Annotated in this window: 15 protein-coding genes and 1 pseudogene; 10 read left to right on the top strand and 6 right to left on the bottom strand. The window is 69.1% G+C overall.

What is annotated here, in order from left to right; genetic code table 11:
* The first annotated feature begins 257 nt into the window (after positions 1–257).
* The 9 genes from ngcE to A6P39_RS11670 all read left to right on the top strand — a co-directional run bounded on the left by ngcE (position 258) and on the right by A6P39_RS11670 (position 12,241).
* Positions 258–1,703 carry an N-acetylglucosamine/diacetylchitobiose ABC transporter substrate-binding protein gene (ngcE, locus tag A6P39_RS11710; RefSeq protein ID WP_067047679.1) on the top strand — a complete coding sequence of 482 codons (1,446 nt, stop codon included), beginning with the start codon at positions 258–260 and terminating at the stop codon, positions 1,701–1,703.
* 29 nt (positions 1,704–1,732) lie between these two features.
* The gene (locus A6P39_RS11705) at positions 1,733–2,659 is read left to right on the top strand and encodes a carbohydrate ABC transporter permease (RefSeq protein ID WP_067047677.1); all 927 of its coding nucleotides are present in this window, start codon (positions 1,733–1,735) and stop codon (positions 2,657–2,659) included.
* A gap of 6 nt (positions 2,660–2,665) precedes the next feature.
* Positions 2,666–3,589, top strand: coding sequence for a carbohydrate ABC transporter permease (locus A6P39_RS11700; protein ID WP_067047674.1), 924 nt, complete (start codon positions 2,666–2,668; stop codon positions 3,587–3,589).
* 215 nt (positions 3,590–3,804) lie between these two features.
* Positions 3,805–5,004, top strand: a complete 1,200-nt coding sequence (locus tag A6P39_RS11695; protein WP_067047671.1) for an ROK family transcriptional regulator — start codon at positions 3,805–3,807, stop codon at positions 5,002–5,004.
* 133 nt (positions 5,005–5,137) lie between these two features.
* Positions 5,138–6,241 (top strand): sugar ABC transporter substrate-binding protein, encoded by a 1,104-nt coding sequence (locus A6P39_RS11690; RefSeq protein WP_067047668.1) that lies wholly within the window; start codon positions 5,138–5,140, stop codon positions 6,239–6,241.
* 193 nt (positions 6,242–6,434) lie between these two features.
* Positions 6,435–7,235 (top strand): ATP-binding cassette domain-containing protein, encoded by an 801-nt coding sequence (locus A6P39_RS11685; RefSeq protein ID WP_067047664.1) that lies wholly within the window; start codon positions 6,435–6,437, stop codon positions 7,233–7,235.
* Positions 7,232–8,542, top strand: a complete 1,311-nt coding sequence (locus A6P39_RS11680; RefSeq protein WP_067047661.1) for a sugar ABC transporter permease — start codon at positions 7,232–7,234, stop codon at positions 8,540–8,542. Before A6P39_RS11685 ends, A6P39_RS11680 begins: the two co-directional genes overlap by 4 nt.
* Positions 8,543–8,675: 133 nt before the next feature.
* Positions 8,676–10,604, top strand: a complete 1,929-nt coding sequence (gene dxs, locus A6P39_RS11675; protein ID WP_067047657.1) for a 1-deoxy-D-xylulose-5-phosphate synthase — start codon at positions 8,676–8,678, stop codon at positions 10,602–10,604.
* A 125-nt stretch (positions 10,605–10,729) separates the two neighbouring features.
* Complete coding sequence (locus tag A6P39_RS11670; RefSeq protein WP_067047654.1) at positions 10,730–12,241, top strand: amino acid permease; 1,512 nt, start codon at positions 10,730–10,732, stop codon at positions 12,239–12,241.
* A 56-nt stretch (positions 12,242–12,297) separates the two neighbouring features.
* Here the strand turns inward: A6P39_RS11670 and A6P39_RS11665 are convergent, their stop codons facing one another.
* The 3 genes from A6P39_RS11665 to A6P39_RS11655 all read right to left on the bottom strand — a co-directional run bounded on the left by A6P39_RS11665 (position 12,298) and on the right by A6P39_RS11655 (position 16,207).
* Entirely contained in the window at positions 12,298–12,687 is a 390-nt protein-coding gene (locus A6P39_RS11665; protein WP_067047651.1) for an NTP pyrophosphohydrolase, read from the bottom strand.
* Positions 12,688–12,863: 176 nt separating this feature from the next.
* A complete protein-coding gene (locus A6P39_RS11660) occupies positions 12,864–14,993 on the bottom strand; it encodes a 3-hydroxyacyl-CoA dehydrogenase NAD-binding domain-containing protein (RefSeq protein ID WP_067047649.1) in 2,130 nt (709 codons plus the stop codon).
* Positions 14,990–16,207 (bottom strand): thiolase family protein, encoded by a 1,218-nt coding sequence (locus tag A6P39_RS11655; RefSeq protein WP_067047646.1) that lies wholly within the window; start codon positions 16,205–16,207, stop codon positions 14,990–14,992. The genes A6P39_RS11660 and A6P39_RS11655 overlap by 4 nt, the downstream gene beginning before the upstream one ends.
* A 165-nt stretch (positions 16,208–16,372) precedes the next feature.
* On the opposite strand from A6P39_RS11655, the pseudogene A6P39_RS11650 reads away from it, so the two are divergent.
* Positions 16,373–16,492: pseudogene (locus tag A6P39_RS11650) on the top strand (carbohydrate ABC transporter permease); the annotation flags it as partial.
* 22 nt (positions 16,493–16,514) lie between these two features.
* Here A6P39_RS11650 and A6P39_RS11645 read toward each other — a convergent pair.
* The 3 genes from A6P39_RS11645 to A6P39_RS11635 all read right to left on the bottom strand — a co-directional run bounded on the left by A6P39_RS11645 (position 16,515) and on the right by A6P39_RS11635 (position 19,558).
* Positions 16,515–17,807: a ribonuclease D gene (locus A6P39_RS11645; RefSeq protein WP_079133476.1), complete on the bottom strand. Its 1,293-nt coding sequence runs from the start codon at positions 17,805–17,807 to the stop codon at positions 16,515–16,517.
* 134 nt (positions 17,808–17,941) lie between these two features.
* Positions 17,942–18,598, bottom strand: coding sequence for a response regulator transcription factor (locus A6P39_RS11640; RefSeq protein ID WP_023545949.1), 657 nt, complete (start codon positions 18,596–18,598; stop codon positions 17,942–17,944).
* Between the two features lie 282 nt (positions 18,599–18,880).
* Positions 18,881–19,558, bottom strand: a complete 678-nt coding sequence (locus A6P39_RS11635; protein ID WP_079133475.1) for a DUF3000 domain-containing protein — start codon at positions 19,556–19,558, stop codon at positions 18,881–18,883.
* Positions 19,559–19,574 lie beyond the last annotated feature (16 nt).

Below are 19,574 nucleotides of genomic sequence, written 5' to 3'. Positions count from 1 at the left end.
TGTTGGGTGTGGCATTCAGGGACTTATGTCGCGAATTCTTCTGCCAGGCCGTCCCTGGGGGGCGCAGATTTCCTCGAGGTCTCAACTCGGAAAAGACCCATCGCGAACCGTGCATTCGATCTTGCTCAGCCGACCGAAAGTGGACTATACCTGTCGGCACTTCCAGCACGACCCTGCACCACCCAGCTTGACCCGACAGCGGTGCCGGGGAGGATCCGGTTCACCGCCTGAGTCCTGGAGAAGGCGAGGACTTGAGCATGGGATCCACCTCGAACAACAGTGCCGAAGGTGTCGGCCGTCGTGATCTGATCAAGCGGTCCGCCGCGCTCGGCCTGGTCGCGGCCCCGGGCATGGGGCTGCTGTCCGCCTGTGCGAGCAGCGGCGGGGGCGGCCAGAAGAAGGACAAGGCGGGGAAGAAGACCGCCAAGAACCCGCTCGGGGTCAACGAGACCGCCAAGATGGAATTCGTCCTCTTCGACGGCGGCTTCGGCAAGGAGTACGCCCAGGACGCGGTGAAGATCTATCAGAACGACTTTCCCAAGGCCACGGTGAAGTTCTCCGCCACCCAGAAGATCCAGTCCACCCTCCAGCCCCGCTTCAACCAGGGCAACCCGCCGGACCTCATCGACAACTCCGGTGCCGAGCAGATGGACATGGGCGTGCTCGTCGGCAAGCAGCAGCTCGCCGACCTCACCCCGCTGCTGGACGCGCCGTCGTACGACGACCCGGGCAAGAAGGTCCGCGACACCCTGCGTCCCGGCATCGTGGAGATGGGCCAGTTCGACGGCAAGCCGGTGTGGATCATGTACTACGCCTACACGGTGTACGGCGTGTGGTACTCCCAGAAGGCCCTGGACTCGCTCGACGCCCAGTACCCGAAGACCTGGGACGAGATGCTCGCGGTCTGCGAGAAGGCCAAGAAGAAGGGCATGGCGGGCTGGACGTACGCGGGCAAGTACCCGTACTACATCCCCTTCTCGCTCTATCCGATGATCGGCAAGGTGGGCGGGCGCGAGGTGCTCGACGCCATCGACAACCTGGAGCCGAGCGCCTGGAAGCACCCGGCCGTCAAGGCCTGTTTCGAGGCGTACTACGAGCTGTACAAGAAGGGCTACATCCTCAAGGGCACCCCGGGCCTCGACCACATCCAGTCCCAGACCGCCTGGGCCAAGGGCGAGGCGCTGTTCATCCCGAACGGCTCCTGGGTGGAGAACGAGTCGGCCAACGTCATCCCGAAGGACTTCAACCTCGCCGTCTCCGCGCCCTCCGGCATCGACGCGTCCGACAAGCTGCCCTTCGGCACCATCTGGGCCTCCGGCGGTGAGCCGTTCGTCGTGCCGGCCAAGGCGGCGAACCCCGAGGGCGGCATGGAGCAGCTGCGCATCATGCTCTCCGAGGCGTCCTCGAAGAACTTCACCAGCAAGGTGAAGTCGTTGACCGCCTACAACGGCGGCACCACCGGCATCACGCTCACCCCGGGGCTGAAGTCGGGTGTGGCGGCGTTGCAGCTGGCCGGATCCAACGTGGTGAATCCGCGGCTTCAGGACTGGTATGTGCAGCTGCAGAAGGAGAAGATCGGGGTGGCCGGTCTCGGTGAGATGATGGCCGGCCGGCTCTCCCCGGCCGAGGCCATCAAGAAGATCCAGGGATTCGCCGACGAAGCGGCCAAGGACACCACGATCAAGCACTACAAGCACCAGTAGACAGCACCCCTGACCACACCGGAGTGGCGATGCAGCACGGCAAGTACCGGTTCATTGTGGGGTTTCTGGCATTGCCCCTGGGACTGTACGCGCTCTTCGTGGTATGGCCGTTCATCCAGTCCATCTACTACTCGTTCACGGACTGGACCGGCCTGAGCCCCGAATTCAAGATGGTCGGCTTCGACAACTACACGAGGATGGTCCACGACGACATCTTCTGGAAGTCGCTGGAGCACAGTCTGCTGTTCGCCCTGGTGCTGCCACTGGTGACGATCAGTCTGGCGCTGTTCTTCGCCTTCATGATCAATGTGGGCGGACGCCGGAGAAGGGGCGGCCCCGCGATTTCGGGTGTGCGGGGCTCGTCCTTCTACAAGATCGTCTATTTCTTCCCGCAGGTGCTGTCCATCGCGATCGTCGCGCTGCTGTTCCAGTTCGCGTACAACCCGGACAGCGGCGCGATCAACTCGATCCTGCGCGGCATCGGCCTCGACAGCGTCCAGCCGCTGTGGCTGGGCGACCCGAGTCTCGCGCTGTGGTGCGTGATGGCTGTGCTCGTCTGGTCCACGGTCGGCTTCTTCGTGGTCCTGTTCTCGGCGGGCATGGCCTCGATCCCGGCCGAGCTGTACGAGTCGGCGCTGCTCGACGGCGCCGGCCGGGCCGCCACCTTCTTCCGGATCACCCTGCCGCTGCTGTGGGACACCGTGCAGTCCGGCTGGGTCTACATGGGCATCCTCGCGCTCGGCGCCGAGTCGTTCGCGGTCGTGCAGATCATGACGACCGGGCCGGGCGGGCCCGACTACTCGACCACCGTGCTGGTCCTGTACGTCTACCAGAAGGCGTTCCGGGACGGTCAGGCCGCCTACGCCACCACGATCGGTGTCGCCCTGCTCGTCGTCACGCTCGCGTTCGCGGCGATCGTGATGCGGCTGGGCCGTCGCGAGCGGCTGGAGTACTGAGAACCGATGAAGACGACCGAGACCCCCGCACCGCTGCCGGCCGAGTCCGGCGCGACCGTCTCCAAGACCGACGCACCGGCGCCGAGGCCCGCCCGGAGGAAGAAGGAGGGCGGTGTCCTCAACGTCTTCTCGCACGGCGTGCTGATCATCTGGGCGATCATGGTGGTCATGCCGCTGCTGTGGGCGGTGATGACGTCCTTCAAGAGCGACAGCTCCATCTTCAGCTCGCCCTGGGCGCTGCCGGACAAGCTGCACTTCGGCAACTGGTCGCGGGCCTGGACCCAGGCCAACATGAGCGACTACTTCCTCAACACCGTCCTGGTGGTCGGCGGCTCGCTCATCGGCACCCTGGTCCTCGGCTCCATGGCCGCCTATGTCCTCGCCCGCTTCGACTTCCCGGGCAACCGCTTCATCTACTACCTGTTCATCGGCGGCATGAGCTTCCCGATCATGCTCGCGCTGGTCCCGCTGTTCTACGTCGTGAACAACATGGGGCTGCTGAACACGATCCACGGCCTGATCCTGGTCTACATCGCGTACTCGCTGCCGTTCACCGTCTTCTTCCTCACCGCGTTCTTCCGCACTCTGCCCACCTCGGTGGCGGAGGCGGCCTTCGTGGACGGTGCTTCGCACACGCGCACGTTCTTCCAGATCATGCTGCCCATGGCCAAGCCGGGTCTGATCAGCGTCGGCATCTTCAACTTCCTGGGCCAGTGGAACCAGTACATGCTGCCCACGGTCCTGAACACCGACCCCGACAAGAAGGTCCTCACCCAGGGCCTGGTCCAGCTGGCGGTCAGCCAGGGCTACAAGGGCGACTGGTCCGGCCTGTTCGCGGGCCTGGTGATGGCCATGCTGCCGGTGCTCGGGGCGTACATCGTCTTCCAGCGCCAGGTCGTCCAGGGCCTGACCGCGGGGGCGCTGAAATAGCCCGCACCCTTTGCGAAGGTCACTGACCGCGACCGTCCGTGCGCACGCCGTCCCGGCTCCCGGGGCGGCGTGCGCCGCTGTGTGCGCTGCGTCTCCGAGGCCCCGGAAACGGTTCAACCTCTTGACGTAAGTCGCCCCGAACGGCTCAGCTTAGAGTTCACTAGTTGGACATACGCGGGGCCTCGCCGAAGCGGCCCCGCGCTCAGGAGGTCGTCGTGGAGACTCCAGGGTCGCAGTCGTCGCTGCACCGAGCCAACCTGGAGCGGGTTGTACGGGCCGTGCGCCTGGCCGGGTCCCTCACACAGGCGGAGATCGCGCGGACGACCGGTCTGTCCGCCGCGACCGTCTCCAACATCGTGCGGGAGCTGAAGGACGGCGGAACCGTCGAGGTCACGCCCACGTCGGCGGGCGGGCGCCGGGCCCGCAGCGTCAGCCTGAGCGGGGACGCCGGCATCGTGATCGGCGTCGACTTCGGGCACACCCACCTGCGCGTCGCGATCGGGAACCTCGCCCACCAGGTGCTGGCCGAGGAGTCCGAGCCGCTGGACGTCGACGCCTCCGCCGCACAGGGCTTCGACCGGGCCGAGCAGCTGGTCAGCCGCCTGATCGCGGCCACCGGGGTGAACCGGTCCAAGGTGGCGGGCGTGGGCCTTGGCGTGCCGGGCCCGATCGACGTCGAGTCGGGGACGCTGGGGTCGACCTCGATCCTGCCGGGCTGGGGCGGCACCAAACCCGCCGAGGAACTGCGCGAGCGCCTCGGCGTGCCCGTGCACGTGGACAACGACGCCAACCTCGGCGCCCTCGGCGAGCTGGTCTGGGGCAGCGGAAAGGGCGTGCGCGACCTCGCGTACATCAAGGTCGCGAGCGGTGTCGGCGCCGGTCTGGTGATCGACGGGAAGATCTACCGCGGTCCGGGCGGCACGGCGGGGGAAATCGGACATATTACACTCGATGAGTCCGGACCTGTCTGCCGCTGCGGCAACCGGGGCTGCCTGGAGACCTTCGCGGCCGCACGCTATGTGCTCCCGCTGCTCCAGCCCAGCCACGGCCCCGACCTCACGCTCGAGGGCGTCGTGCGGCTGGCCAGGGAGGGCGACCCGGGCTGTCGTCGGGTGATCGCCGACGTCGGCCGCCACATCGGCAGTGGAGTGGCCAATCTCTGCAATCTGCTGAACCCGAGCCGGGTGGTCCTCGGCGGTGATCTCGCCGAGGCCGGCGAGCTGGTGCTCGGGCCGATCAGGGAGTCCGTGGGGCGCTACGCCATCCCCAGCGCGGCACGCCAACTGTCCGTGCTTCCAGGGGCACTTGGAGGCCGCGCGGAGGTGCTAGGGGCGCTCGCCCTCGCCCTCAGCGAAATGGGGGATTCGACCCTTTTGGACGGCGCGCTGCCCTCGATGGCTCCTGCCTTCACTTAGAGAACGGATGGCACCGTTGCCATCTCGTTAAGGATTTACTTCTTGACGTCGCACCTGGGGCCGAGTTGACTTCCAGCCACCTCGGCCGCAACGACGCGGCCTCGTCAGGGAGGTTTCTGAAGTGAACGCACGTATGCGTCGTGCCGCCGTTGTCGTTGCCGCCGGTGCGATGGCCGTCACACTGGCCGCCTGTGGCAGCGCCAAGGAGTCGAAGGGCGGGGGCTCTTCCTCCTCGTCGTCCGCCAAGAAGGGCGACAACATCAAGGTCGGCCTTCTCCTTCCGGAGAACAAGACCGCGCGTTATGAGAAGTTCGACCGGCCGCTGATCGAGAAGAAGATCAAGGAGCTGACGAACGGCAAGGCCACCATCTCGTACAACAACGCCCACCAGGACGCGAACCTGCAGGCCCAGCAGGTCGACACCATGATCACCAACAAGGTGGACGTCCTGATCGTGGACGCGGTGGACGCCAAGGCCATCCAGAACTCCGTCCAGAAGGCCGTGGAAGCCGGGATCAAGGTCGTCGCCTACGACCGCCTCGCCGAGGGCCCGATCAGCGCCTACACCTCCTTCGACAACGAGAAGGTCGGCGAGACCCAGGGCCAGGCCCTGCTGACGGCGCTGGGCAGCAAGGCGAACAAGTCCTCCAAGATCGTCATGATCAACGGCTCCGTCACCGACCCGAACGCCGCCCAGTTCAAGGCGGGCGCGCACAAGGTCCTCAACGACAAGGTCACGGTCGCCAAGGAGTACGACACCAAGGAGTGGTCGCCGGACAACGCCAACTCCGAGATGGAGGCGGCGATCTCCGCGGTCGGCAAGAACAACATCGCGGGCGTCTACTCCGCCAACGACGGCATGGCCGGCGGTATCATCACCGCCCTCAGCGCGGCCGGCATCAAGGTCCCGGTCACCGGCCAGGACGCCGAGCTGGCCGGTGTGCAGCGCATCGTCGCCGGTACGCAGTACATGAGCGTCTACAAGCCCTACGCCCCCGAGGCCGACGCCGCCGCCGAGATGGCCGTCGCGCTCGCCCAGGGCAAGTCGCTGGACTCCGTCGCCAAGGACAAGGTCTCCAGCGGCTCGCAGAAGGACGTCCCCTCGGTGCTCGTCCCGGTCACCTCGCTGACCAAGGACAACATCAAGGACACGGTCATCAAGGACGGCATCTACACCGTCTCCGACATCTGCACCGCCGACTACAAGGCGGCCTGCGACAAGCTCGGCCTCAAGTAAGCAGCGTCAAGTCCCTTCCCGGAAGCGGGCGTTCGTCCTTGAATGCCCGTAGGGAAGCCGACTGACCGCTCCCGGCTCCTCCGGCGTCCCGCGACTCATACAGCCCCGCAAGCTCGGCGCGGGGCGCCGGACGGAACACCCCCCCTTTTTAATCTTTCTGCACAACCTCCCGCCGGGTCAGGCGGCGAAGGAGATGGTTCACGTGTCCGCTACGCCCGTGCTGGCGTTGCGCGGGGTCTCCAAGCGGTTCGGTGCCGTTCAGGCGCTCACCGACGTAGAGCTTGAGGTCCACGCCGGTGAGGTGGTCGCCCTGGTGGGCGACAACGGCGCCGGAAAGTCCACGCTGGTCAAGACGATCGCCGGCGTGCACCCGATCGACGAGGGTGTCATCGAGTGGGACGGCAAGCCCGTCACCATCAACAGGCCGCACGACGCCCAGTCCCTGGGCATCGCGACGGTCTACCAGGACCTCGCGCTGTGCGACAACATCGACGTCGTCGGCAACCTGTTCCTCGGCCGTGAGCTGAGGAAGTGGGGAGTCCTGGACGAGGTCGAGATGGAGCGCCGCTCCCGCGAGCTGCTGACCACGCTGTCGATCCGCATCCCCAGCGTCCGTATCCCGATCGCCTCGCTCTCCGGCGGTCAGCGCCAGACCGTGGCCATCGCCCGTTCCATGCTCGGCGAGCCCAAGCTGGTGATCCTCGACGAGCCCACCGCCGCCCTCGGTGTCGAGCAGACCGCCCAGGTCCTCGACCTGGTCGAGCGCCTGCGCGAGCGCGGCCACGCCGTCATCCTCATCAGCCACAACATGGCGGACGTGAAGGCGGTGGCCGACAAGGTCGCCGTACTGCGCCTCGGCCGCAACAACGGCGTCTTCGAGGTCAAGACGACCTCGCAGGAGGAGATCATCTCCGCCATCACCGGCGCCACCGACAACGCAGTGACCCGCCGTGCGGCCCGCACCTCCGGCGCGAACGGGGAGGTTTCCAAGTGAGCATCGACAAGACCTCCGCGAACGTCGACGAGACGCCCTCGCAGGACGATCCCGTCGTCGAGAACCCCGAGGCCGCCGCCGCCGCGGTCACCGCCGTCGACCCGCGCCTGCTGGTGCAGGAAGAGGGCCTGCTCGGCTACTGGCACGAGTTCAAGCGCAAGATGAAGGCCGGTGAGCTGGGCTCCCTGCCGGTCATCGTGGGCCTCGCGATCATCTGCGTCATCTTCCAGGTGCTGAACTCCGAGTTCCTCTCCGCGCAGAACATCAGCGACATCACCGTCACGATGGTCGGCACGGGCATGATCTCGGTCGGCATCGTCTTCGTGCTGCTGCTCGGCGAGATCGACCTGTCGGTCGGCTCCGTCAGCGGTGCGGCCAGCGCCCTCGCGGCCGTCCTCGCGGTCAACCAGGGCTGGCCCGAGTGGGCGGCCGTGCTCCTCGCCATCGTCGCCGGCATCGCCATCGGCGCGCTGCACGGCTTCTTCTTCGCGGTGCTCGGCGCCCCCGCCTTCGCCGTGACGCTGGCCGGCCTGCTGTTCTGGCTGGGCTTCATGCTGAAGGTGCTGGGCTCGGACGGCACGATCAACCTGGACTCGAACGGCCTGGTCGGCAAGCTGACCACGTACTTCTTCTCCGACGTGGCCGCCGCCTACGGGCTCGCCGTCGTCGTGGTCGCCGTGTTCTTCCTCACCTCCTTCCTGAGCAACCGGCGCCGCGAGGCCGCGGGCATCCCGTCCCGGCCGCTCAGCGACACGATCCTGCGGACCGTGCTGCTGGCCGTGGTCTCCTTCGCCGCGGCGTACATGTACAACCAGTACAAGGGCCTGCCGCTGGCCACGGTGATCTTCCTCGCCTTCCTGATCGGCACGGACTTCGTGCTGCGGCGCACGTCGTACGGCCGCAAGATCTTCGCGCTCGGCGGCAGCGTCGAGGCGTCCCGTCGTGCGGGCATCAACGTCACCGCGGTGCGGATCTCCGTGTTCGCCATCTCCGGTGGTTTCGCCGCCATCGGCGGTCTGTTCCTGGCGTCGAAGATCGCGTCGGCGAACCAGAGCGCCGGCACCGGTGACCTGCTGATGAACGCGATCGCCGCGGCCGTCATCGGTGGTACGTCGCTGTTCGGCGGCCGGGGCCGTACCTGGAACGCGCTGCTCGGTGTGCTGGTGATCGTCTCGATCCAGTACGGGCTGCAGCTGGAGTCCATCGCGGAGCCGGTGAAGTACATGATCACCGCCGCGGTCCTGCTGACCACGGTCGTGATCGACTCCATCACCCGGAAGACGCAGAAGACGGCAGGACGTGCGTAACACCTGGCCCTCGTAGGCCGACCAGCGCCCGGCACATCGAAACGTGCCGGGCGCTGTCGTGTCGTGCAAAGCATGAACATTAGACTCGGGCGAGCCCGGCAAAGCTCGATCAGCTCAACGCAAGGAGGCACGGGTGCCGCTGCTGACCCGCATCAGGGGACCGCGCGATCTGGACCGGCTCAGCACTGAGGAGCTGGGCAGGCTGGCGGAGGAGATCCGGACCTTCCTCGTCGACGCCGTCTCCAAGACCGGCGGCCACCTCGGCCCCAACCTGGGCGTGGTGGAGCTGACCATCGCCCTGCATCGTGTCTTCGACTCCCCGAAGGACAAGGTCCTGTGGGACACGGGCCACCAGTCGTACGTGCACAAGCTGCTCACCGGCCGGCAGGACTTCTCCAAGCTGAAGAAGAAGGGCGGCCTGTCGGGCTACCCCTCGCAGGCCGAGTCCGAGCACGACGTCATCGAGAACAGCCACGCCTCCACGGTCCTCGGCTGGGCCGACGGCATCGCCAAGGCCAACCAGCTCAGCAAGCGGGACAGCCATGTCGTGGCCGTCATCGGTGACGGTGCGCTCACCGGCGGCATGGCCTGGGAGGCGCTGAACAACATCGCCGACGCCAAGGACCGCCCCCTGGTCATCGTTGTCAACGACAACGAGCGCTCGTACGCGCCGACCATCGGAGGCCTCGCCAACCACCTGGCCACGCTGCGCACCACGGACGGCTATGAGCGGTTCCTGGCCCGCGGGAAGGACCTGCTGGAGCGGACCCCCGTCGTCGGCAGGCCGCTGTACGAGACCCTGCACGGCGCCAAGAAGGGGCTGAAGGACTTCATCGCCCCGCAGGGCATGTTCGAGGACCTGGGCCTGAAGTACGTCGGCCCGATCGACGGCCATGACATCGAGGCGCTGGAGTCGGCGCTGGCCCGCGCCAAGCGGTTCGGCGGCCCGGTGATCGTGCACTGCCTGACCGAGAAGGGCCGCGGCTACCAGCCCGCCCTGCAGGACGAGGCCGACCGCTTCCACGGCATCGGCCCCATCCACCCCGACACCGGCCTGCCGGTCAAGGCCTCCGGCGCCGACTGGACCTCCGTCTTCGGTGACGAGATGGTCGAGCTGGGCAAGGAGCGCGACGACATCGTGGCGATCACGGCGGCCATGCTCCAGCCGGTCGGCCTGAAGAAGTTCGCGGACACCTTCCCGGACCGGATCTACGACGTCGGCATCGCCGAGCAGCACGGCGCCGTCTCCGCGGCCGGCCTCGCGTACGGCGGACTGCACCCCGTCTTCGCCGTGTACGCCACCTTCCTCAACCGCGCCTTCGACCAGGTCCTCATGGACGTGGCCCTGCACAAGTGCGGTGTGACCTTCGTGCTCGACCGGGCCGGCGTCACCGGAACGGACGGCGCCTCCCACAACGGCATGTGGGACATGTCGATCCTCCAGGTCGTGCCGGGCCTCAGGCTGGCCGCCCCGCGCGACGCCGAACAGGTGCGCGCCCAGCTCAGGGAGGCCGTCGCCGTCGACGACGCGCCGACCGTGGTGCGCTTCTCCAAGGGCGCCGTCGGGCCCGCCGTACCCGCCGTGGGCCGCATCGGCGGCATGGACGTGCTGCGCGAGCCCGGCACCGACCGGCCGGACGTGCTGCTGGTCTCGGTCGGCGCCCTCGCCCGGATGTGCCTGGAGATCGCCGGCCTGCTCGACAAGCAGGGCATCTCCACCACCGTCGTCGACCCGCGCTGGGTCAAGCCCGTCGACGAGGCCATGGCCCCGCTGGCCGAGCGGCACCGGGTCGTCGTCACCGTCGAGGACAACAGCCGCGTCGGCGGTGTCGGCTCCGCGATCGCCCAGGCACTGCGCGACGCGGGCGTCGATGTGCCGCTGCGCGACTTCGGCATCCCGCCCCGTTTCCTCGACCATGCCTCCCGCGGCGAGGTGCTCACCGAGATCGGCCTGACCGCCCCGGACATCGCCCGCCAGGTCACCGGACTGGTCTCCAAGCTGGACGGCCGGTTCGACCGTACGGCCGCCGAGGTGGACTCGGTGGAGCCCGCCCGCGACTGACGCCGGACGCGCCCCCGCGGGCCGGTTCCGCCACTGTCTGCGGTGGCGGAACCGGCCCGTTTGCGTGAACCTGCCCGTACCGGGGCATACGCTCCCCGGCACCCACAAGCGTGGGAGGTGGGCACGTGAGCAGCGCGCTGTTCAGGACGAAGAACGTCGAGCAGTCCATCCAGGACACCGAGGAGCCGGAGCACTCGCTCAAGAAGTCGCTCTCCGCGCTCGACCTGACCGTCTTCGGCGTCGGGGTCATCATCGGCACGGGCATCTTCGTCCTCACCGGGCAGGTCGCCAAGAACAACGCCGGGCCGGCGGTGTCCCTGGCCTTCGTGGTGGCCGGCGTGGTGTGCGCGCTCGCCGCTCTGTGCTACGCCGAGTTCGCGTCCACGGTGCCCGTGGCGGGCTCGGCGTACACGTTCAGCTACTCCTCCCTGGGCGAGCTGCCCGCGTGGATCATCGGCTGGGACCTGGTCCTGGAGTTCGCCCTCGGCACGGCGGTGGTGGCGGTCGGCTGGTCCGGCTACATCCGCTCGCTGCTGGACAACGTGGGCTGGCATCTGCCGGGCTACCTGTCCGGCCGGGACAACGCCTCCGGCTTCGGCTTCGACATCCTCGCCGCCGCCCTGGTGCTGGTGCTCACCTGCATCCTCGTCCTCGGCATGAAACTGTCGGCCCGGATCACCTCGCTCGTCGTCGCCATCAAGGTGGCCGTCGTACTCATCGTGATCATCGCCGGTTCCTTCTTCATCACGGGCGCCAACTACAAGCCGTTCATCCCGCCGTCCCAGCCGGTGCCGGCCGGCGGCGACCTCAAGGCCCCGCTCATCCAGCTGATGTTCGGCTGGGCGCCGTCCAACTTCGGGGTGATGGGCATCTTCACCGCCGCCTCCGTGGTGTTCTTCGCCTTCATCGGCTTCGACATCGTGGCCACGGCGGCCGAGGAGACCCGCCATCCGCAACGGGACATGCCACGCGGCATCCTGGGCTCACTCCTGATCTGCACGGTGCTCTACGTGGCCGTGTCCATCGTCGTCACTGGCATGGAGAAGTACTCCAACCTGTCCGTGGACGCCCCGCTCGCCGACGCCTTCAAGTCCATCGGGCACCCCTGGTACGCGGGCGTGATCAGCTTCGGCGCGGCCATCGGCCTGACGACGGTGTGCATGATCCTTCTCCTCGGCCAGACCCGGGTGTTCTTCGCGATGAGCCGCGACGGGCTGCTGCCGCGCTTCTTCTCCCGGGTCCACCCGCGCTTCAGGACCCCGCACCGGCCGACCATCCTGCTCGGCGTGGTCATCGCGGTCGTCGCCGGATTCACCAGCCTGAGCGAGCTGGCCGAGCTGGTGAACATCGGCACGCTCTTCGCGTTCGTGGTCGTCGCCGTCAGCGTGGTGATCCTGCGCCGCACCCGCCCGGACCTGCCCCGCGCCTTCCGCACCCCATGGGTCCCGGCCATCCCGGTCCTGTCCGTGTGCGCCTCGCTGTGGCTGATGCTCAACCTGCCCGCCGAGACCTGGCTGCGCTTCGCCATCTGGATGGTCATCGGCTTCGTCGTCTACTTCCTCTACGGCCGCACGCACAGCCGGCTGGCCCTGCGCGAGCAGGCCGCCGCCGACAAGGCCCCGCACGGGCCGCCGTAGCCACCGGGTCCGTCACCCGGACGGCGTAGCGGGGCCGCGCGGACACGGCCGTGAGGTCAGTTCCGTACGGCGCGGGGGCCGGCGACCCGGGCGCCCAGTTCCCCGACCCGGCGGCGCAGTTCGCGGTCGGCCGTGACCACCAGGCAGGGGCGTTCGCCGGCCGTGGCCGCCAGCTCCACGATGCGGTCGTCGCCGCTGCCGGACGCCTCCTCGACACGCACCCCGGGCACGGAGGCCACACCGCGGGCCCCGCCCTCCACCACCAGGACCAGCTCCAGCGGTCCGGCCATGCCGCCCACGCCTGACCCGGCGAGGGGCACGAGCCGGTCGCGCAGCCGCTCGGCGGCGCCACGGCGGTCCCGCCACCAGCCGTCGGGCACCGATCCGACGACGTTCGCGCCGTCGACGATGACCAGCGCGGAGGCCGGGTCCGCGGTGTCCGTCATGGGGTGATCAGCCTCTGTCCGCCGTGCTCGTGACGCACACAGTCTGACACGGGGCCGGCGCCCGGTGGCGCTGTCACCGGGACTTGGCCCAGGCCCGGCACACCCGGCGGCCGGTCCAGGTCTGAGCATGTGAAAGGCCCCCGCCGCCGCGGGGGCCCTTCACATGGCTGCCGGTGTTACGCGGGGACGCTCGCCACGCCCGGGGCCAGGAACTTCTTGCCGTTCACGCGCTCCGAGACACCCTCGCGGTCCAGGTACGGCGTGATGCCGCCCAGGTGGAAGGGCCAGCCGGCACCGGTGATCAGGCACAGGTCGATGTCCTGGGCCTCGGCGACGACGCCCTCGTCGAGCATGAGCCCGATCTCCTGGGCGACGGCGTCCAGGACGCGCTCGCGGACCTGCTCCTCGGTCAGGACGCTGTCGCCCTGCTTGAGCAGCGCGGCGACCTCCGGGTCCAGCTCCGGCTTGCCGCTGTCGTAGACGTAGAAGCCGCGCTTGCCCGCCTTGACGACGGCGGCGAGGTTCGGGGAGACCGTGAAGCGCTCCGGGAACGCGCGGTGCAGCGTCTCGGAGACGTGCAGGCCGATCGCCGGGCCGACCAGCTCCAGCAGCACCAGCGGGGACATCGGCAGACCGAGCGGCTCGACGGCCTTCTCGGCGACCTCGACCGGGGTGCCCTCGTCGATGACGTTCTGGATCTCGCCCATGAAGCGGGTCAGGATGCGGTTCACGACGAACGCCGGGGCGTCCTTGACCAGAACCGCGGTCTTCTTCAGCTTCTTGGCGACGGCGAACGCGGTCGCGAGCGAGGCGTCGTCCGTCTTCTCGCCGCGGACGATCTCCAGCAGCGGCAGCACGGCGACCGGGTTGAAGAAGTGGAAGCCGACGACCCGCTCGGGGTGCTTGAGCTTCGACGCCATCTCCGTCACCGACAGCGAGGAGGTGTTGGTCGCGAGGATCGCGTGCGCCGGGGCGACCGCCTCGACCTCCGCGAACACCTGCTGCTTGACGCCGATCTCCTCGAAGACGGCCTCGATGATGAAGTCCGCGTCCGCGAAGCCCTCGGCCTTGTCCAGGACACCGGTCACCAGCGCCTTGAGGCGGTTGGCCTTGTCCTGGTTGACACGGCCCTTGCCGAGCAGCTTGTCGATCTCGGCGTGGACGTAACCCACACCCTTGTCGACGCGCTCCTGGTCGATGTCGGTCAGCACGACCGGCACCTCCAGGCGGCGCAGGAAGAGCAGCGCGAGCTGCGAGGCCATCAGGCCCGCGCCGACCACGCCCACCTTGGTCACGGGACGCGCGAGGTTCTTGTCGGGCGCCCCGGCAGGCCGCTTGCCGCGCTTCTGGACGAGGTTGAACGAGTAGATGCCGGCGCGCAGTTCGCCACCCATGATCAGGTCCGCGAGGGCCTGGTCCTCGGCGTCGTAACCGGCCTGCAGGTCACCGTTCTTCGCGGCGGCGATGATGTCGAGGGCGCGGTAGGCGGCCGGGGCCGCGCCGTGCACCTTGGAGTCCGCGATGAAGCGGCCCTTGGCGACGGCCTGGTCCCAGGCCTCGCCGCGGTCGATCACCGGGCGCTCGACCTCGATGTCGCCCTTGAGGACCTGGGCGGTCCACAGCAGCGACTGCTCCAGGAAGTCGGCGCCCTCGAAGATCGCGTCCGCGATGCCGAGGTCGAAGACCTGCTGGCCCTTGAGCTGCTTGTTCTGGTTGAGGCTGTTCTCGATGATGACCGAGACGGCCTTGTCGGCGCCGATCAGGTTCGGCAGCAGCGCGCAGCCGCCCCAGCCGGGGACCAGGCCGAGGAAGACCTCGGGCAGCGAGAACGCCGGGATCGCCTTGGAGACGGTCCGGTAGGTGCAGTGCAGACCGACCTCGACGCCGCCGCCCATCGCCGCGCCGTTGTAGTACGCGAACGTCGGGACGGCGAGGGCCGCAAGGCGCTTGAAGACCTCGTGGCCGCCCTTGCCGATGGCGAGGGCGTGCTCGTGCTCCTTGAGGATCTCCACGCCCTTGAGGTCGGCGCCGACCGCGAAGATGAACGGCTTGCCGGTGATACCGACACCGACGACGGTGCCCTCGGCCGCCTCCTTCTCGACCTGGTCGATCGCGGCGTCGAGGTTCGCCAGCGAGCCCGGTCCGAAGGTGGTCGGCTTGGTGTGGTCCAGGCCGTTGTCCAGCGTGATCAGCGCGAAGCGGCCGGCGCCGAACGGCAGGTCGAAGTGGCGTACGTGCGCACTGGTGACGACCTCGTCGGGGAACTGCTGCGAGGCCTGCTTCAAAAGCTCGGCGGTGGTGCTCACTTGTCCCCCTCGAAGTGCGGGTTCTCCCAGATGACCGTCGCGCCCATGCCGAAGCCGACGCACATGGTGGTCAGGCCGTAGCGGACGTGCGGCTGCTCCTCGAACTGGCGGGCCAGCTGCGTCATCAGGCGGACGCCGGAGGAGGCCAGCGGGTGACCGAAGGCGATGGCGCCGCCGTACTGGTTGACGCGCGCGTCGTCGTCCGCGATGCCGTAGTGCTCGAGGAAGGCGAGGACCTGGACGGCGAAGGCCTCGTTGATCTCGAACAGGCCGATGTCGGAGATGGTGAGGCCCGCCTTGGCGAGGGCCTTCTCCGTGGCCGGGATCGGGCCGTAGCCCATGACCTCCGGCTCGACGCCCGCGAAGGCGTACGAGACGAGGCGCATCTTGACCGGCAGGCCGTTCTCGCGGGCGAAGTCCTCGCTCGCGATGATCGACGCGGTGGCACCGTCGTTCAGACCGGCCGCGTTGCCGGCGGTGACCCGGCCGTGCACACGGAACGGCGTCTTGAGACCCGTCAGGTTCTCCAGGGTGGTGCCCGGACGCATCGGCTCGTCGGCGGTGACCAGGCCCCAGCCCGTCTCACCGGCGTCGGCGTTGGTGCGGCGCACCGAGATCGGCACCAGGTCCTGCTGGATCTTGCCGTTGGCGTACGCCTTGGCGGCCTTCTCCTGCGAACGCACCGCGTACTCGTCGGCACGCAGCTTGGTGATCGTCGGGTACCGGTCGTGCAGGTTCTCCGCGGTCATGCCCATGAACAGGGCCGACTCGTCGACGAGCTTCTCGCTGACGAACCGCGGGTTCGGGTCCACGCCCTCGCCCATCGGGTGGCGGCCCATGTGCTCGACGCCACCGGCGATGACGGCGTCGTAGGCGCCGAACGCGATCGAACCGGCGGTGGTGGTGACGGCCGTCAGCGCACCGGCGCACATCCGGTCGATCGAGTAGCCCGGCACGGACTGCGGCAGGCCCGCGAGGATGCCGGCCGTACGGCCGAGCGTGAGCCCCTGGTCACCGATCTGCGTGGTCGCGGCGATGGCGACCTCGTCGATCTTCTTCGGGTCCAGGCCGGGGTTGCGGCGCAGCAGCTCCCGGATCGCCTTCACGACGAGGTCGTCGGCGCGGGTCTCGTGGTAGATGCCCTTCGGGCCCGCCTTGCCGAACGGGGTGCGGACGCCGTCGACGAAGACGACGTCCCTGACGGTACGAGGCACGATGGCTCTCCTCCAGGGTGCGGGACGCTGAGCGCTTGCTCAACAGCATGCTACTTGTGAGTAATGTAGCTGCCCAGTCCCCCCGGTCGGAGCGGCGAACGTCACACACTTTGAGGTGCCGTCGGCCTTCTCGGCAGGGGAACACGTCGTCCGGGATCCAGTTCGCCGTCCCAGGATCTTGGCGTGATCTCGACGTCCCTGTTCCGCTTCCGCGGCCCCTGCGGCGCCCACTGGGAGATCATCTCGGCCGCAACGGTCCTGGCCGTCCTGCCGACGCCGATCGTCGTGCGGGGAGCGACAGGTGAGGCTAGGCCCCCTTCGCCGACAGCGCCTTCACCAGCACCGGCGTCACCAGCCGCACCTGCCACGGCCGCGCGCCGTATCCCGCCAGCGCGGCCTCCACGGAGTCGGCGTCGACAGCCTTCGGCGGCTCCCAGCAGATACGCCGCACGGTGTCCGGGGACACCAGGTTCTCCTGCGGCAGGCTGAGCTGCTCGGCGAGAGCGCTCACCCCGGCGCGGGCGGCGGAGAGCCGGGCCGCGGCGGCCGGGTCCTTGTCGGCCCACGCCCGCGGCGGCGGAGGCCCGGTCACCGGCTGCCCGGGCTGCGGCAGCGCACTGTCCGGGAGCGCCCTGGCCCGGTCCACGGCGGCCTGCCACTGCTCCAGCTGCCGCCGCCCCATCCGGTGCCCGAACCCGTTCAGCGCGCCCAGCGCGTGCACATTGCCCGGCAGGGACAGCGCGGCCTCCACGATGGCCGCGTCGCTGAGCACCTTGCCCGGCGACACGTCCCGCCGCTGCGCGATCCGGTCCCGGGTCTCCCACAGCTCCCGTACGACCCCCAGCTGCCTGCGCCGCCGTACCTTGTGCATCCCCGACGTACGCCGCCAGGGGTCCTTCCTCGGCTCGGCGGGCGGCGCCGTCGCGATCGCGTCGAACTCCTGCCTGGCCCACTCGAGCTTGCCCTGCCGGTCCAGCTCCTTCTCCAGGGCGTCGCGCAGGTCGACGAGGAGTTCCACGTCCAGGGCGGCGTACCGCAGCCAGGGCTCGGGCAGCGGGCGGGTCGACCAGTCGACGGCGGAGTGGCCCTTCTCGAGGACGAAGCCGAGGACGTTCTCGACCATGGCCCCGAGGCCCACCCGGGGGAACCCGGCGAGCCGGCCGGCCAGCTCGGTGTCGAAGAGCCGGGACGGGATCATGTGTATCTCGCGCAGACACGGCAGGTCCTGGGTGGCGGCGTGCAGCACCCACTCGGCGCCGGTGAGCGCCTCGCCGAGTGCGGACAGGCCGCCGCCGACGGCCACCGGGTCGATCAGCGCGGTCCCCGCACCCTCGCGGCGCAGCTGCACCAGGTAGGCGCGCTGGCCGTAGCGGTAGCCGGAGGCGCGCTCGGCGTCGACGGCGACGGGGCCGGAACCGCCGGCGAAGGCGGAGATCACCTCGGCGAGGGCGGCCTCGTCGGCGATGACGGGCGGAATGCCCTCGCGGGGTTCGAGCAGCGGTGTCGGCGCCCCCGTCACAGAAGATCCGGCGTCGTCCGGAGGAGTGCCTCCGGTGATGCGCAGGGAGCTGTCTGCTGCGGTGTCTTGGGCGTCGGTCACCTGTCAAGGGTATCCGTGTGTGGACGGCGCCCGTCGACGGAACGTTCCGTCGACGGGCGCCGGAGGGTCGTAAACCAGTCAGCTCGGGGACACGTGCAAGCCGGGCGGGTGAACCGGGGGCTGCTCCGGACGGCTCAGTGGATGATGCCGGTGCGCAGGGCCACGGCCACCATGCCGGCCCGGTCGCCCGTGCCCAGCTTGCGGGCGATGCGGGCGAGGTGGCTCTTGACGGTCAGGGCGGACAGGCCCATGGAGACGCCGATCGCCTTGTTGGACTGCCCCTCCGCGACCAGGCGCAGCACCTCGACCTCGCGGCCGGACAGCTCGCGGTAGCCACCCGGGTGGCTCGGGGCACCCGGGGGGCGGCGGTGCATCCGGGCGGCGCCGAGGGGAGCGGCGCCGGGCCGGGTGGGCAGGCCGATGTTGGTACGGGTGCCGGTGACCACGTAGCCCTTGACCCCGCCGGCCAGGGCGTTGCGGACCGCGCCGATGTCGTCGGCGGCCGAGAGCGCCAGCCCGTTGGGCCAGCCCGCGGCACGGGTCTCGGACAGCAGCGTCAGGCCGGAGCCGTCGGGCAGGTGGACGTCGGCGACGCAGATGTCGCGGGGGTTGCCGATGCGGGGACGAGCCTCCGCGATGGACGAGGCCTCGATGACATCGCGCACGCCGAGCGCCCACAGGTGGCGGGTGACGGTGGAACGGACGCGGGGGTCGGCCACGACCACCATGGCGGTCGGCTTGTTCGGGCGGTAGGCGACCAGGCTTGCGGGCTGCTCGAGGAGAACGGACACCAGGCCTCCTGGGGTGGGGGGACGGGGCCGGCTTGTGGGGATTTAGCCGGGACGAACTGTGCTTTCAAGGTCACAGTCGTCTTCGGCAGCAAACTCGTCCGCCTTTAGAGAATGATCACGATCTAGTGAGTAACAATCTGTGCAATTCGGACACGCGATCGATCATCCGAAGATCGAGTCGGTTCAAGCGGATGCGATTCGAGGTCCGAAAGTGGCCGTATCGACAAAGAGATGGTCAATGAGGCGGCCAAGAGAGGGACCCCCGGGAACCTTGCGATCATCTCACCGGGACTGCGGACCCCTGCGCTGTGGCAGCGTGACCACCGAGGCGTCGCCCGGACCGGCCGGCGGCAGCCCCGCGACCTGGGCCAGCAGATCGCACCAGGAGGTCAGGTGGGAGGCCGTGTCCGGGACCCCGCCCAGGCCCTCGCGCGGCGTCCAGGAGGCCCGGATCTCGATCTGCGAGGCGGCCGGCCGCTCCGCCAGCCCCCCGAAGTAGTGCGAGCTGGCGCGCGTGATCGTGCCGCTCGGCTCGCCGTAACCCAGCCCGCGCGCCTGCAGCGCCCCGGTCAGCCACGACCAGCACACCTCCGGCAGCAGCGGATCGGCCGCCATCTCCGGCTCCAGCTCCGCGCGCACGAGCGTCACCAGCCGGAACGTACCGCGCCAGGCCTCGTGCCCGGCCGGGTCGTGCAGCAGCACCAGCCGCCCGTCGGCCAGTTCCTGCTCGCCGTCGACCACCACGGCCTCCAGCGCGTACGCGTACGGCGCGAGCCGCTGCGGCGCGGGCGTCGGCTCCACCTCGACCTGCGGGCGCAGCCGGCTGGCGCGCAGAGCGTCGACCGCGGCCTGGAAGGCCGGCGGACCCGCGGTACCGGAATGCCGGTCCGCCCCCTCGGTGTCCTTCACGTCGTCCATTCCGTCAGCGCTGTCCGACATTTGTCCGTGAGCCGCAGCCATGCGGGGAAGAGTAAGG

The sequence above is a fragment of the Streptomyces sp. FXJ1.172 genome (assembly GCF_001636945.3).
In the GTDB taxonomy this organism is placed as follows: Bacteria; Actinomycetota; Actinomycetes; order Streptomycetales; family Streptomycetaceae; genus Streptomyces.
Note: the sequence above shows the minus strand (reverse complement) of the source record. Positions and strands in the feature narration are given on the sequence as shown.

Excerpts from the sequence above, each read along its gene's own strand:
- ngcE (WP_067047679.1), top strand. The coding sequence starts at position 258 with ATGGGATCCACCTCGAACAACAGTGCCGAAGGTGTCGGCCGTCGTGAT.
- A6P39_RS11705 (WP_067047677.1), top strand. The coding sequence starts at position 1,733 with ATGCAGCACGGCAAGTACCGGTTCATTGTGGGGTTTCTGGCATTGCCC.
- A6P39_RS11700 (WP_067047674.1), top strand. The coding sequence starts at position 2,666 with ATGAAGACGACCGAGACCCCCGCACCGCTGCCGGCCGAGTCCGGCGCG.
- A6P39_RS11690 (WP_067047668.1), top strand. The coding sequence starts at position 5,138 with ATGCGTCGTGCCGCCGTTGTCGTTGCCGCCGGTGCGATGGCCGTCACA.
- A6P39_RS11685 (WP_067047664.1), top strand. The coding sequence starts at position 6,435 with ATGGTTCACGTGTCCGCTACGCCCGTGCTGGCGTTGCGCGGGGTCTCC.
- A6P39_RS11665 (WP_067047651.1), bottom strand. The coding sequence starts at position 12,687 with ATGACGGACACCGCGGACCCGGCCTCCGCGCTGGTCATCGTCGACGGC.
- A6P39_RS11635 (WP_079133475.1), bottom strand. The coding sequence starts at position 19,558 with ATGGCTGCGGCTCACGGACAAATGTCGGACAGCGCTGACGGAATGGAC.